Annotated in this window: 14 protein-coding genes; 2 read left to right on the top strand and 12 right to left on the bottom strand. The window is 61.4% G+C overall.

Going from position 1 to position 13614, the window contains the following annotated elements; all coding sequences use genetic code 11:
* Window positions 1–114: 114 nt before the first annotated feature.
* From asd to PAN31108_RS07970, 12 genes are all read right to left on the bottom strand, one after another.
* Entirely contained in the window at window positions 115–1245 is a 1131-nt protein-coding gene (gene asd / locus PAN31108_RS07915) for an aspartate-semialdehyde dehydrogenase (protein WP_150668333.1), read from the bottom strand.
* 60 nt (window positions 1246–1305) lie between these two features.
* Window positions 1306–2373 (bottom strand): 3-isopropylmalate dehydrogenase, encoded by a 1068-nt coding sequence (gene leuB / locus PAN31108_RS07920; protein ID WP_150668334.1) that lies wholly within the window; start codon window positions 2371–2373, stop codon window positions 1306–1308.
* Window positions 2374–2435: 62 nt separating this feature from the next.
* Window positions 2436–3086 (bottom strand): 3-isopropylmalate dehydratase small subunit, encoded by a 651-nt coding sequence (gene leuD / locus PAN31108_RS07925; protein ID WP_150668335.1) that lies wholly within the window; start codon window positions 3084–3086, stop codon window positions 2436–2438.
* A gap of 121 nt (window positions 3087–3207) precedes the next feature.
* Window positions 3208–3336 carry an entericidin A/B family lipoprotein gene (locus PAN31108_RS07930; RefSeq protein WP_023596599.1) on the bottom strand — a complete coding sequence of 43 codons (129 nt, stop codon included), beginning with the start codon at window positions 3334–3336 and terminating at the stop codon, window positions 3208–3210.
* A gap of 55 nt (window positions 3337–3391) precedes the next feature.
* Window positions 3392–4801, bottom strand: coding sequence for a 3-isopropylmalate dehydratase large subunit (leuC, locus tag PAN31108_RS07935; protein ID WP_150668336.1), 1410 nt, complete (start codon window positions 4799–4801; stop codon window positions 3392–3394).
* Window positions 4802–5084: 283 nt separating this feature from the next.
* On the bottom strand, window positions 5085–6386 hold the full coding sequence (gltA, locus tag PAN31108_RS07940; protein ID WP_150668337.1) for a citrate synthase: 1302 nt from the start codon (window positions 6384–6386) through the stop codon (window positions 5085–5087).
* A gap of 29 nt (window positions 6387–6415) precedes the next feature.
* Window positions 6416–6688, bottom strand: coding sequence for an FAD assembly factor SdhE (locus tag PAN31108_RS07945; RefSeq protein WP_150668338.1), 273 nt, complete (start codon window positions 6686–6688; stop codon window positions 6416–6418).
* Window positions 6689–6697: 9 nt separating this feature from the next.
* Complete coding sequence (locus PAN31108_RS07950) at window positions 6698–7402, bottom strand: succinate dehydrogenase iron-sulfur subunit (RefSeq protein ID WP_044455326.1); 705 nt, start codon at window positions 7400–7402, stop codon at window positions 6698–6700.
* 12 nt (window positions 7403–7414) lie between these two features.
* A complete protein-coding gene (gene sdhA / locus PAN31108_RS07955) occupies window positions 7415–9190 on the bottom strand; it encodes a succinate dehydrogenase flavoprotein subunit (RefSeq protein ID WP_150668339.1) in 1776 nt (591 codons plus the stop codon).
* A gap of 3 nt (window positions 9191–9193) precedes the next feature.
* On the bottom strand, window positions 9194–9559 hold the full coding sequence (sdhD, locus tag PAN31108_RS07960) for a succinate dehydrogenase, hydrophobic membrane anchor protein (protein ID WP_150668340.1): 366 nt from the start codon (window positions 9557–9559) through the stop codon (window positions 9194–9196).
* Between the two features lies 1 nt (window position 9560).
* Entirely contained in the window at window positions 9561–9974 is a 414-nt protein-coding gene (gene sdhC / locus PAN31108_RS07965) for a succinate dehydrogenase, cytochrome b556 subunit (RefSeq protein ID WP_069345078.1), read from the bottom strand.
* A gap of 231 nt (window positions 9975–10205) precedes the next feature.
* Window positions 10206–11057: a GntR family transcriptional regulator gene (locus tag PAN31108_RS07970; protein WP_150668341.1), complete on the bottom strand. Its 852-nt coding sequence runs from the start codon at window positions 11055–11057 to the stop codon at window positions 10206–10208.
* Between the two features lie 357 nt (window positions 11058–11414).
* Here PAN31108_RS07970 and PAN31108_RS07975 point away from each other — a divergent pair, with 357 nt between their 5' ends.
* Both PAN31108_RS07975 and PAN31108_RS07980 read left to right on the top strand, forming a co-directional pair.
* Entirely contained in the window at window positions 11415–12398 is a 984-nt protein-coding gene (locus PAN31108_RS07975; protein WP_150668342.1) for a malate dehydrogenase, read from the top strand.
* A gap of 650 nt (window positions 12399–13048) precedes the next feature.
* Window positions 13049–13537 carry a hypothetical protein gene (locus PAN31108_RS07980; protein WP_150668343.1) on the top strand — a complete coding sequence of 163 codons (489 nt, stop codon included), beginning with the start codon at window positions 13049–13051 and terminating at the stop codon, window positions 13535–13537.
* Window positions 13538–13614 lie beyond the last annotated feature (77 nt).

Here is a 13614-nt window from a genome sequence, read left to right on the forward strand (position 1 = left end):
TAGCCTGTCAGTCGTTTGTCACTGGCGCCCCAAGCAAATTGGGAGGCCTCCCAAAGCGCGGACGGCGGCCTCGCGGGCCGCCGTTCTTCACGCCTTACCGATACGCTGCAACGCTCAAGCGTCGAGCAGGATCCGCAGCATGCGACGCAGCGGTTCCGCCGCGCCCCACAACAGTTGATCGCCCACCGTAAATGCCGACAGGTATTCCGGTCCCATCGACATCTTGCGCAAGCGGCCCACCGGAATCGTCATCGTGCCGGTCACGGCCGCAGGCGTCAAATCGGTCATCGACGCTTCGCGCGTGTTCGGCACCACCTTCACCCAGTCGTTCGCCTGGCCGATGATGTCGGTCAGTTCGTCTAACGGCACATCTTTCGTAAGCTTGATGGTCAGCGCCTGGCTATGGCAGCGCATCGCGCCGATACGGACGCACAGTCCGTCGACCGGAATCGCACGCGTGCCCGGGAAGCCGTCGCCGAGCCCCAGAATCTTGTTGGTCTCGGCGCCGCCCTTCCACTCTTCCTTCGACTGACCGTTGCCCAGATCCTTGTCGATCCAGGGGATCAGGTTACCGCCCAGCGGCACGCCGAACTGCTTCGTTTCGTCGGCCGTCAGCGCATGCTGCCTGGCGAGCACCTTGCGGTCGATCTCGAGAATCGCCGAGTGCGGATCGTCGAGCAACGCCTTGACTTCCGCGTTGATCGTGCCGAATTGCGTGAGCAACTCGCGCATGTGCTGCGCGCCGCCACCCGAGGCCGCCTGATACGTCATCGACGTCAGCCAGTCGACCAGACCGTGCTGGAACAGACCGCCGAGGCCCATCAGCATGCAGCTCACCGTACAGTTGCCGCCGACGAAATTCCGGGTGCCCTTGGTAAGCGCATTCTTGATGACGTCGAGGTTGACCGGGTCCAGAACGATGATCGCGTCATCCTTCATGCGCAGCGTCGATGCCGCGTCGATCCAGTAACCGTTCCAACCCGCCGCACGCAGCTTCGGGAAGATTTCCGTTGTGTAGTCACCGCCCTGGCAGGTAATGATGATGTCGCATTTTTTCAGTGCATCGACATCATTGGCGTCTTTCAGCGAAGTCTCGTTCTTCGCCATCGACGGGGCTTTGCCGCCCGCGTTGCTGGTGCTGAAAAACACCGGCTCGATCAAAGCAAAGTCGTTCTCCTGCTGCATACGCTGCATCAGGACCGAACCGACCATGCCCCGCCAACCTACCAGACCTACGGTTTTCATTTATCCACTCTCTTATCGTTGCAATTGCGCCGGGGAGCGTCTCACGACGCCCCGTCGACGTTATAGCGCGGCCACCACTGCCGCACCCATTTCGCGCGTACCGACCTTGGTCGCGCCTTCCTGCCAGATGTCGGGCGTGCGCAAGCCCTGCGCCAGCACCTTCTTCACTGCGTTCTCCACGCGGTCGGCCTGTTCGGCGCGGCCCAGCGTGTAACGCAGCATCATGGCAGCCGACAGGATCGTCGCCAACGGATTGGCCACGCCCTTACCGGCGATATCGGGCGCCGAGCCGTGCGACGGCTCGTACAGCCCCTTGTTGTTGGCATCGAGCGACGCCGACGGCAACATGCCGATCGAGCCCGTGAGCATCGCGGCCTCGTCCGACAGGATATCGCCGAACATGTTACCCGTCACCACCACGTCGAAGTTCTTGGGCGCCTTGACCAGTTGCATCGCGGCGTTGTCGACGTACATGTGCGACAGCTCGACCTCCGGGTACTGCTTCGCGACTTCGATCATCGTGTCGCGCCACAGTTGCGAAGTCTCCAGCACATTGGCCTTGTCGACCGAGCAAAGACGCTTGTCGCGCTTGGCCGCAGCCTGGAACGCCACGTGCGCGATACGCTCCACTTCGGGCACGCTATAGCGCATGGTATCAAAACCTTCGCGTGCGCCTTCGAAAGCCCCATCCGGCGATTGACGGAAGCCCTTCGGCTGACCGAAGTAAATGTCCCCGTTCAACTCGCGAATGATCAGGATATCAAGTCCTGCAACGATCTCCGGCTTCAGGCTCGATGCGTCGGCCAGTTCCTTGTACAGAATGGCCGGACGGAAATTGGCGAACAACTGGAGATGCTTGCGCAGCCCCAGAATCGCCTGCTCGGGGCGCAGCGCGCGCTCGAGCGAATCGTACTTCCAGTCGCCCACGGCGCCGAACAGAATGGCATCGGCTTCCTTGGCCAGCTTGAGGGTGGCGTCCGGCAGCGGATGCCCCGACGCTTCGTAACCCGCACCGCCGACCGGCGCCTCTTCCAGCTCGAACTTCTCGCCAAGTGCGTTGAGCACATTGACGGCTTCCGTCACGATTTCCGGACCAATGCCGTCACCCGGCAACACAGCGATTTTCATGCAATCTCCTTGGATGTGCCCGAGGTGCGATCTGTGCCCCCGGCGCACTCAATGCATAGGACTCAGCCCGGCAGGCGCGTGGCGAGCCACGGCTGCGTGGTCAGCCGCTCGGCCTCGTAGGCGCGAATCTTGTCCGCGTGGCGCAACGTCAGGCCGATGTCGTCGAACCCGTTCGTCAGGCAGTACTTGCGGAACGGGGCGATGTCGAACTCGTAAGCACGGCCGTCGGACGTGATCACCGCCTGCTTTTCCAGATCGATGGTCAGTTGATAACCGTTGAACGCAAACGTTTCGTTGAACAGATGATCGACCTGCATCTCGGACAGCGCGATCGGCAGCAGCCCGTTCTTGTAGCAGTTATTGAAGAAAATGTCGGCGAAGCTCGGCGCAATCACGGCACGGAAGCCGTATTGCTGCAACGCCCAGGGCGCATGTTCACGCGAGCTGCCGCAACCGAAATTCTTGCGGGCGAGCAGCACGGTCGCCCCCTGATAACGGGGCTGATTCAGCACGAAGTTCGGGTTGAGCGGACGCGTGCTGCAATCCTGCCCGGGCTGGCCCACGTCGAGATAACGCCACTCGTCGAACAGGTTCGGACCGAAGCCCGTACGCTTGATCGACTTCAGGAATTGCTTGGGGATGATCGCGTCGGTATCGACATTTTCGCGATCCAGCGGTGCCACCAACCCCGTATGGACGGTAAATTTTTCCATCACGAACCACCTGATCAAAACAGTTCGGTTGCGGCCAGCCACTTCGGGACTCGGCCATCGAAACCGGAAATCTCAAAGGTGCGCGCGCGGGGCGTCTGCCCGCGCAACGCGCACCGTCGCATCACTTCTTCGCGGCGTTCTCGAGTGCCGAGCCAGCGGCTTGCGTATCCTTGCCGAGGCCCGCCATCGTGTTGCAACCCGCCACGCCCAACAGCAGCACCGCACCGATCAGCATCCACAGTTTCTTCATGGTCTTGTCCCTGTCAAAGAAATTGTCAAACAACGGATAAATCGATGCGCGCGCGTCAGACGAGACGTCGCACGTCCACGAAATGACCTTCAATGGCGGCAGCCGCCGCCATCGCCGGGCTCACCAGGTGGGTACGCCCGCCGGCGCCCTGACGGCCTTCGAAGTTGCGGTTCGAGGTCGACGCACAACGCTCGCCCGACTCCAGACGGTCCGCGTTCATCGCGAGGCACATCGAGCACCCCGGCTCGCGCCATTCGAAGCCTGCGGCCTTGAAGACCTGATCGAGCCCTTCGTGCTCGGCCTGCTGCTTTACCAGCCCGGAGCCCGGCACGACCATCGCCAGACGCACGTTCGACGCAACACGCCGACCCAGCTTCTTCACGACGTAAGCCGCCGCACGAATGTCCTCGATGCGCGAGTTGGTGCACGAACCGATGAACACCTTGTCGACGTTGATGCTCGACATCGGCGTATCCGGCGTAAGCGCCATGTACTCCAGCGCGCGCTCCATGGCGCTGCGCTTGACCGGATCCTTCTCCTTCTCGGGATCCGGCACGCGATCTTCGATGCTCACGACCATTTCCGGCGACGTGCCCCAGCTCACTTGCGGTCGCAACGTGTTCGCGTCGATTTCGACCACGTGGTCGAATGCCGCACCGGCATCGGTATGGAATGTGCGCCAGTAGGCTTCGGCCTGCTCGAATTCGACACCGCTCGGCGCGAACGGACGCCCCTTCACGTAGTTGATCGTCATATCGTCGACGGCCACCAGCCCTGCGCGGGCACCGGCCTCGATGGCCATGTTGCACACGGTCATGCGGCCTTCCATCGTCAGCGAGCGAATGGCCGAGCCGGCGAATTCGATCGTATAGCCCGTGCCGCCGGCCGTGCCGATCTTGCCGATGACGGCCAGCACGATGTCTTTCGCGGAACAGCCGCGCGGCAACGTGCCTTCGACCTTCACGAGCATGTTCTTGCTCTTTTTCATGAGCAAGGTCTGCGTGGCGAGCGTGTGCTCGACTTCCGACGTGCCGATCCCGAACGCCAGCGCGCCGAAAGCGCCATGGGTCGACGTATGCGAATCACCGCACACCACCGTCATGCCCGGCAGCGTGGCGCCCTGCTCCGGGCCGATCACGTGCACGATGCCCTGACGGACGTCGTTCATCTTGAATTGGGTGATGCCGAAGCTGTCGCAGTTCGCGTCGAGCGTATCGACTTGCAGACGCGACACCGGGTCGGCAATACCTTGTGTACGGTCCGTGGTCGGCACGTTATGGTCCGACACGGCGAGATTGGCGGACAGGCGCCAGACCGGACGCTGCGCGAGTTTTAGACCCTCAAACGCCTGCGGACTGGTCACCTCGTGCAACAGGTGACGGTCGATGTAAAGCACGGTCGTGCCATCGTCCTCGGTATGCACGACGTGTGCATCCCACAACTTGTCATACAGCGTCTTGGCCATGATAAAAACGCGGGGCGGAATGTCGTTCTGAGAACGGAAACTCCCGTTCTGTGAACTTTTGATTATGCCATAGCGCTTTCGCGCCGGCGGAATACGAAATCCCCGGCAAACCGGGCGGTAAACGCACGATTAACCGGGGATTTGTGCGAATCACGGCAGTGTATGCCGTGGCTTCGAATATAGCGCAACGAGGGCTCGTTGCGGGCCGCACCGCCTTGCCGTTTCGGCAAGGTGACGGTGCCGGCACGGCAAGCAGGGGCCGCGCCGGACGCCTCGACGCCGCTTAGCGCTGGTCGATCGGCGCGACTTCGCGCGGCGTGTGGCCAATGAACAGCTGACGCGGACGGCCGATCTTCTGATCCGGCTCGCCGATCATCTCGTTCCACTGCGCGATCCAGCCCACGGTACGGGCCAGCGCGAAGATGCAGGTGAACATGGAGGTCGGGATGCCCAGTGCGCGCTGCACGATGCCCGAGTAGAAGTCGACGTTCGGGTACAGCTTGCGCGACACGAAGTATTCGTCTTCCAGAGCAATCTTCTCGAGTTGCATGGCCAGCTTGAACAGCGGGTCGTCGTGCAGGCCCAGTTCGTTGAGCACTTCGTAGCACGTCTCGCGCATGAGCTTGGCGCGCGGATCGTAGTTCTTGTACACGCGATGACCGAAGCCCATGAGCTTCACGCCCGAGTTCTTGTCCTTCACCTGCTTGATGAATTCGGGAATCTTGTCCGGCGAACCGATCTGCTCGAGCATGTTCAGCGCGGCTTCGTTCGCACCACCGTGCGCCGGGCCCCACAGACAGGCGATACCGGCAGCGATACAGGCGAACGGGTTCGCGCCCGACGAGCCGGCCAGACGGACGGTCGACGTCGAAGCGTTCTGCTCGTGATCGGCGTGCAGGATCAGGATACGGTCGAGCGCGCGCACCAGCACGTCGTTGACCTTGTACTCTTCGCACGGGTTGGCGAACATCATGCGCATGAAGTTCGCGCTGTACGACAGGTCATTGCTCGGGTACACGAACGGCTGACCGATGCTGTACTTGTACGCCATGGCGACGAGCGTCGGCAGCTTGGCGATCAGACGAATCGCCGACACTTCGCGATGATTCGGGTTATTGATGTCCAGCGAGTCGTGGTAGAACGCCGACAGGGCACCGACCGAACCGGTCAGCACGGCCATCGGGTGGGCGTCGCGACGGAAGCCACGGAAGAAGAAGTTCATCTGCTCGTGAACCATCGTGTGACGGGTCACGGTCTCGACGAATTCCTTCTTTTGCTGCACATTCGGCAGCTCGCCCTTGAGCAGCAGGTACGAGGTTTCGAGGAAGTCGCAGTGGGTGGCCAACTGCTCGATCGGGTAGCCGCGGTACAGCAGCTCGCCCTTGTCGCCATCGATGTAGGTGATGGCCGAATTGCACGATGCCGTCGACATAAAGCCGGGGTCATACGTGAATTTGCCGGTCTGGCCGTACAGCTTGCGGATGTCAATCACATCCGGGCCCATCGTACCCTGATAAATCGGCAGCTCTACGCTGGGCGAATCGTCAGAGAAAGATAGGGTGGCTTTAACATCAGACGGAGTCATATCGCTTCCTCAAAAAAATTCCAAAACCCCTACACGGCACGCAGAAGCGCCAGCAGGCGCCGCACGTCCGGCCCGTCCAGATCCGCCTCGGGCTCTTTACGCGCTAGCAGCAGATCCATCAAATCGTTGTCGCTCAAATCGAGCAGCTTCGTGAGGGCGCCTACATCCTCGTCGGTCATCGAAGCTTCGTACTTGGCGAAGAATCGTTCGAGAATGAGGTCGTTTTCCAGCAAACCGCGACGTGCCCGCCAGCGCAGGCGGGCACGTTTTACCGGATCGGACTGGTGAGTGGTATCCGGCATGATCGAGAATCAGACGGCGCGACGCACCATCAGCTCCTTGATCTTGCCGATAGCCTTCGTCGGGTTCAGCCCCTTCGGGCACACATCCACGCAGTTCATGATCGTGTGGCAGCGGAACAGGCGATACGGGTCTTCCAGATTGTCCAGACGCTCGTTGGTCGCCGTGTCGCGGCTATCCGCGATGAAGCGATACGCCTGAAGCAGACCGGCCGGGCCCACGAACTTGTCCGGGTTCCACCAGAAGCTCGGGCACGACGTCGAGCACGATGCACACAGAATACACTCGTACAGACCATCGAGCTCATCACGCTGTTCGGGCGATTGCAGACGCTCCTTCTCCGGTGCCGGCTCGGGGTTGATCAGGTACGGCTTGATCGAGTGGTACTGGTTGAAGAAGTGCGTCATGTCGACGATCAGATCGCGAATGACGGGCAGTCCCGGCAGCGGCTTGAGCACGATCTTGTTCGGCAGATCGTTCATGTTGGTCAGGCAAGCCAGACCGTTCTTGCCGTTGATGTTCATCGCGTCCGAACCGCACACGCCTTCGCGGCACGAGCGGCGGAAAGCGATGCCTTCGTCGATCTTCTTGAGCTTGACCAGCGCGTCGAGGAGCATGCGCTCATGACCGTCGAGTTCGACCTCGTAGGTCTGCATGTACGGTGCAGCGTCCTTGTCCGGATCGTAGCGGTAGACTTCAAAAATGCGTTTCATGATCTTGCGAATCCCTTAGAACGTCCGCGCCTTGGGCGGAACCGAGTCGACGGTCAGCGGCTTCATCTGCACCGGCTTGTATTCCAGACGGTTGCCTTCGCTGAAGAACAGCGAATGGCGCATCCAGTTGGCGTCGTCGCGCTCCGGATAATCGCTGTGAGCGTGCGCGCCGCGGCTTTCCTTGCGGGCTTCGGCTGCGATCATGGTGGCCTTGGCCACTTCGATCAGGTTGTCGACTTCCAGCGCTTCCATGCGCGCCGTGTTGAATACCTTCGACTTGTCCTTCAGGTGGACGTGCGACACACGCTCGGCCACTTGCTTGATCTCGTCCACGCCTTCCTTGAGCAGGTCCGAGGTACGGAACACGCCAGCGTGCTTCTGCATCGTCGCGCGGATGTCGTTGGCGATGTCCTGGGCGTACTCGCCCGAGCTCGAACCTTCCAGACGACCCAGACGCGCCAGTGCGTTCTCGCCGGCATCGGCGGGCAGCGGCTTGTGTTCGCCGTGGTTCTTGACGAAGTCGACGATGTGATTACCGGCCGCACGGCCAAACACCACCAGGTCGAGCAGCGAGTTCGTGCCCAGACGGTTCGCACCGTGGACCGACACGCACGAGCACTCGCCCACGGCGTAGAAGCCGTTGACGGGCACCGACGAGCCGTCCTTCTGCACGACGACCTGACCGTTGTAGTTCGTCGGAATACCGCCCATCTGGTAGTGGATGGTCGGCACGACCGGGATCGGTTCCTTGATCGCGTCGACGTTGGCGAACTTCAAGGCGATTTCGCGAATCGACGGCAGACGCTTCATGATCGTCTCGGCGCCGATGTGCGAGAGGTCGAGCAGCACGTAGTCGCCGTTCGGGCCGCAACCGCGACCTTCCTTGATTTCCTGGTCCATCGAGCGCGACACGAAGTCACGCGGCGCCAGATCCTTGAGCGTCGGGGCATAGCGCTCCATGAAGCGCTCGCCGTTCGAGTTACGCAGAATACCGCCTTCGCCGCGCACACCTTCGGTGATCAGCACGCCCGCGCCGGCCACGCCGGTCGGGTGGAATTGCCAGAATTCCATGTCTTCGAGCGGAATGCCTGCGCGCGCAGCCATGCCCAGACCGTCACCGGTGTTGATGAACGCATTGGTCGACGCAGCGTAGACACGGCCGGCACCGCCGGTTGCGAACAGCGTGCACTTGCCTTCGAGCAGGTAGACTTCGCCAGTTTCGAGTTCCAGCGCCGACACGCCGAGGACATCGCCCGCTTCGTTGCGGATCAGGTCGAGCGCCATCCACTCCACGAAGAAGTGCGTCTTGGCAGCGACGTTCTGCTGGTACAGCGTGTGCAGCAGCGCGTGACCGGTACGGTCGGCAGCCGCGCAAGCGCGCTGAACGGGCTTCTCGCCGTAGTTGGCCGTGTGACCGCCGAACGGGCGCTGGTAAATCGTGCCGTCCGGGTTACGGTCGAACGGCATGCCGAAGTGCTCCAGCTCGTACACGGCGTTCGGCGCCTGACGGCACATGAACTCGATCGCATCCTGGTCGCCGAGCCAGTCGGAGCCCTTGATGGTGTCGTAGAAGTGGTAATGCCAGTTGTCCTCGCTCATGTTGCCGAGCGAAGCGCCAATGCCGCCTTGAGCGGCCACGGTATGCGAACGGGTGGGGAACACCTTGGACAGCACCGCCACCGACAGACCGGCCTTGGCCAGTTGCAGCGACGCGCGCATGCCCGAACCACCTGCGCCCACGATGACAACGTCAAAGCGGCGGCGCGGCAGCGAATTTTTAATTGCAGCCATTCTTTACACTCTCCACAGAATCTGCGCGGCATAGCCGGCACAAGCCAGCAGCCAGACGATCGTCAGCGCGTACAGCGCCAACCGGACACCGACGGGCTTGACGTAGTCCATCCAGATGTCGCGTACACCGACCCACGCGTGATAGAACAGCGCGAGCAGCGTGACGAACGTGGCCAGCTTCATCCACTGATGCGAGAAGATGCCAGCCCAGCCTTCATAGGAGAAATCCTTGGCGGTGAAGAACCACACCAGCAGGATCACGGTGTACACGGCCATGATGACCGCGGTCATGCGTTGCGCAATCCAGTCGCGCAGGCCGTAGTGGGCGCCGACGACGAGACGCTTGGAACCGATATTGTTCTGTGTCATCTTAGAACGCTCCGAACAGCTTGAGGGCGACGGCCAGCGTCAGCACCAGCGACACGGCCAGTACGACCACCGCCGAATTCTTGCCGCCTTCCTTGCTCACTGCGTCGTGATTGAAGTCCATGCGCAGGTGGCGCACGCCGGCACAGAAGTGGTGCAAAAAGCCCCACGACAACGCCAGGATGACGAGCTTGACAAACCAGTTGGAGGCGACGCTTCGCAGAGTGTCGAAGGTCAGTTCCGACGTGAGGCTCTGTTCGAACAAGTAAAGCGCGAACGGCAACAGAAGGAACAAGATGACACCGCTAATACGGTGCAGAATCGAAACGATACCAGCCGGCGGGAGACGGTAAGAGACAATCTGTCCGATACCGATATTCCTGTAGACTGGCCGCTCTTTTTTTACCACTTCAGCCATGCTAGACCCCATGTAGTTACATCAGCCCCGGATTTTAGCGCCGATTCTAGTGCGTTGCACCATACCGGTTCCAATGCTCCGGAAATTCCTGCCAACGGCGCACGACACGCCGTCCCCAAGCCTCGACTCCCAGGTACTTGCCAGCCACGACACCGGCGCATTCCCGGGAATGTCTCCCTACCCTCTCAATCTTTGTTCAATCGGATTCATCGACCGGATCAACGCGATGCGTCAACTCAGTTCGTTCTGATAATGATGTTCCGTGGTGACATACCAGCCCCGGCGGACTTCCACCGGCTTGTCGCCGTAAGTGAAGGACACACGCTCCACACTCAGCAACGGGAACCCCTTCGGCACCTTGAGCAGATCCGCTGTCATGTCGTCTGCGGCCACGGCGCGGACTTTTTCCACGGCGCGAATCATGCGCGTTCCGAATTCGTCTTCGAACAGGCCGTACATCGGCCCCTTGTATTCGTTGAGTTTTTCCGCCGTCAGCCCGCGAAAGAGCGAGCCCGGCAGCCAGATTTCGTCCAGCACCGTGGGACGATCCGAGAAATCCATCATGCGGCGAATCAGAATCACGCCATCGCCCGCACGCAACTCCAGTTGACGCGCAATCTCCGCCGGTGCACGCATACGGCGGCACTCGATCAGGCGGCTGGGCGGGTGATGGGGTTCGCCCGAATCGGGCGCGAGACGCAGGAACCGGAACTGCACCCGGTCCTCATGATGGGTCGCAACGAACGTGCCGCGCCCCTGACGGCGCACGAGCAGATTCTCGGCAGCCAGTTCGTCGATGGCCTTGCGCACGGTCCCCTGACTCACCTTGTAGCGTGAGGCCAGGTCGACTTCGCTGGGAATGATTTCGCCGGGCTTCCATTCGCCGGCTTGCAGGCTCTGGGTGATGAGCCCCTTGATCTGCTGATAAAGCGGACTGAACGTCGGCGACGCCCCGGCGACCGCGCCCCCCTGCACGGCCTGAGCGGCTGGCGTGCCCGGCAAGGCGTCGCGCGCGCTGTCCGATCGCTGCGGGGCATCGACAGGCGGCGTAGTGTTGGATGTGTCGCGAACGTTCGCATTCATGGCGGCGATTTGACCACAAATCAAGACCTTCGTCCATCGAATAACAGCAATAATCCTATGTCTTATATAAGACATAAGATAGAGTTGACATTCGGTGTGGCGACTCCTACACTGGCGCGGGCTAACAGGGGCCTGCGGCCGCAGCACGGCTATCTTATAAGATAAAAGATAAGAAAGCCCGGCGCTTCGCACAGATCGACCGCAGCACGCCCCGCGCAGCCCGCAAGCTTCCGTAGGTCAAGGAATTTTAGAAGCCTCATGTGACGCGGCGCTGTCAGCCTGGCGAAAAAGTTGCCACCCGGACGGCGAGCCCATTGTGAGCTTCGCAGGAATTTGTACACGTCTGGAGAGATTCTCATGGCAAAACCCGCAATGCGTGTCGCCGTCACCGGCGCCGCTGGCCAAATCGGCTACTCCCTGCTGTTCCGCATCGCCAATGGCGACATGCTCGGCAAGGACCAGCCCGTCATCCTGCAACTGCTCGACCTCCCGCAAGCTCAAGCCGCCGTCAAGGGCGTCGTGATGGAGCTCGAAGACTGCGCGTTCCCGCTGCTGGCCGGCGTGGTCGTGACCGACGACCCGAAGGTCGCCTTCAAAGATGCCGACGTCGCCCTGCTGGTTGGCGCCCGTCCCCGTTCGAAGGGCATGGAGCGCAAGGACCTGCTCGAAGCCAACGGCGCCATCTTCACGGTGCAGGGCAAGGCCCTGGACGAAGTCGCCAGCCGCAACGTGAAGGTGCTGGTCGTCGGCAACCCGGCGAACACCAATGCCTACATCGCCATGAAGTCGGCACCGAACCTGCCGAAGGAAAACTTCACCGCGATGCTGCGTCTGGACCACAATCGCGCCCTGTCGCAAATCGCCGCCAAGACCGGCAAGCCGGTCGCCAGCATCGAAAAGCTGGCCGTGTGGGGCAACCACTCGCCGACGATGTACGCCGACTACCGCTTCGCCACGATCGACGGTCAGAGCGTCAAGGCCCTGATCAACGACGACGTGTGGAACAACGACGTGTTCCTGCCGACCGTCGGCAAGCGCGGCGCCGCCATCATCGAAGCGCGTGGCCTGTCGTCGGCCGCGTCGGCGGCCAACGCCGCCATCGACCACATCCATGACTGGGTGCTCGGCTCGAACGGCAAGTGGGTCACGATGGGTATCCCGTCGGACGGCTCGTACGGCATTCCGGAAGACGTGATCTACGGCGTGCCGGTGATCTGCGAAAACGGTAAGTACAAGCGCGTGGAAGGCCTCGAGATCGACGCCTACTCGCGTGAAAAGATGAACATTACGCTGAACGAGCTCGAAGAAGAGCGCGCCGGCGTGGCGCATCTGCTGGGCTGATCTTTCACGATCGCCCCAGGGGACTCGGCCCGTTGCGACGCCAAAAGCGTCGCGACGGGCCGATAATGCGCCGGCGGCTACCCCCAGTGCCGGCGCAACTCCCCGAACCCTGCAACACCCAACGTTCCTTGAATTCAGAGTGACGACGTAGCGCCAGTCGAACAGCGACGAACGGACGAATACCGCCGTTGCCGCAGACGGTTCCCGCCGCGCCCTCACGCCTCATCGAGCGATTACTTGGCCAAGCGAATGCAGCGTCTGATTGCCGCAAGCAACGCAACGCTCCGGACGACCGGCGTCGTCATAATGTCCGCGACGAGCGTATTGCCGTGGGCCCCGCCCGCCGCATCGCGTTTCGTTTTGCGCTCGTTTTGTGCTCGTTTCGCCAAGCATTCCGCCCCCACGACTTCCCCCTTTTTTGCGCGGCCTGTCTCGGTTACGCGATACGAGGGAAGCCCCGCCGAGCCCGGCGAGACCCCGAATTCCGCAACGCAACACGATCCGTCGCGACGCCGGTTTACGCCGCCGTCGCGCGTGGCGCTTGCGTGAAAGGAATTGAAAAAATTTGTGTGGTGACGTCGAACGACGCAGAGTTCGTACGATAATCTGCGCTTTTGTGAACGTCGGAATTTTCCCTCTGGAGACTCACCATGAAGAAGCTTTGCCTGACTGCGCTGGTTGCCCTGTGCTCTGTTGCCGTCTTGCCGACCGCGTTTGCCGCTGAACCGGCGAACAAGACCACGGCCAAGAAGGCTGCGCCGAAGAAGAAGGCGCCGGCCAAGAAGAAGGCCGCAGCGGCAGCGGCTCCCGCACAACCGGACGAAGGCTCGGAACTCTGGAGTTGCAAGGAAAACAATAAGTTGTTCATCAAGGGCGACATGAAGCGCGACCAGATCCTGACGATGTTCTGGGAAGGCCGTAATTACAAGCTGCCGCGTCAGCAGACGACGACCGGCGCCGACCGTTTCTACGATGCGGCAAGCGGCATGGATCTGGTCGTGATCCCGGCCAAGGCGATGCTCTTCACGCACCGCGACGGTGGCAGCCGTCTGGCTGACGAGTGCATGACGCAGGCCATGGCGGAGCAGAACAAGGCGGCCCCGACCCAGTCGAACGAGTTGTTGAGGATCACGAACTGATTTTTCGCTCAGTGGACGCCGAGTGCGTCATGCGCCAGCCGCTTTCCTGCTGTAGATTTTGCAAGATTCGCGGTCGT

Origin of the sequence: Pandoraea anhela (assembly GCF_902459655.1) — a bacterium.
Lineage (GTDB): Bacteria > Pseudomonadota > Gammaproteobacteria > Burkholderiales > Burkholderiaceae > Pandoraea > Pandoraea anhela.

Bases quoted from the DNA above. Each gene is read 5' to 3' on its own strand.
- asd (WP_150668333.1), bottom strand. From the start codon at position 1,245: ATGAAAACCGTAGGTCTGGTAGGTTGGCGGGGCATGGTCGGTTCGGTC.
- leuB (WP_150668334.1), bottom strand. From the start codon at position 2,373: ATGAAAATCGCTGTGTTGCCGGGTGACGGCATTGGTCCGGAAATCGTG.
- leuD (WP_150668335.1), bottom strand. From the start codon at position 3,086: ATGGAAAAATTTACCGTCCATACGGGGTTGGTGGCACCGCTGGATCGC.
- PAN31108_RS07930 (WP_023596599.1), bottom strand. From the start codon at position 3,336: ATGAAGAAACTGTGGATGCTGATCGGTGCGGTGCTGCTGTTGGGCGTG.
- leuC (WP_150668336.1), bottom strand. From the start codon at position 4,801: ATGGCCAAGACGCTGTATGACAAGTTGTGGGATGCACACGTCGTGCAT.
- gltA (WP_150668337.1), bottom strand. From the start codon at position 6,386: ATGACTCCGTCTGATGTTAAAGCCACCCTATCTTTCTCTGACGATTCG.
- PAN31108_RS07945 (WP_150668338.1), bottom strand. From the start codon at position 6,688: ATGCCGGATACCACTCACCAGTCCGATCCGGTAAAACGTGCCCGCCTG.
- sdhA (WP_150668339.1), bottom strand. From the start codon at position 9,190: ATGGCTGCAATTAAAAATTCGCTGCCGCGCCGCCGCTTTGACGTTGTC.
- sdhD (WP_150668340.1), bottom strand. From the start codon at position 9,559: ATGACACAGAACAATATCGGTTCCAAGCGTCTCGTCGTCGGCGCCCAC.
- sdhC (WP_069345078.1), bottom strand. From the start codon at position 9,974: ATGGCTGAAGTGGTAAAAAAAGAGCGGCCAGTCTACAGGAATATCGGT.
- PAN31108_RS07970 (WP_150668341.1), bottom strand. From the start codon at position 11,057: ATGAATGCGAACGTTCGCGACACATCCAACACTACGCCGCCTGTCGAT.
- PAN31108_RS07975 (WP_150668342.1), top strand. From the start codon at position 11,415: ATGGCAAAACCCGCAATGCGTGTCGCCGTCACCGGCGCCGCTGGCCAA.
- PAN31108_RS07980 (WP_150668343.1), top strand. From the start codon at position 13,049: ATGAAGAAGCTTTGCCTGACTGCGCTGGTTGCCCTGTGCTCTGTTGCC.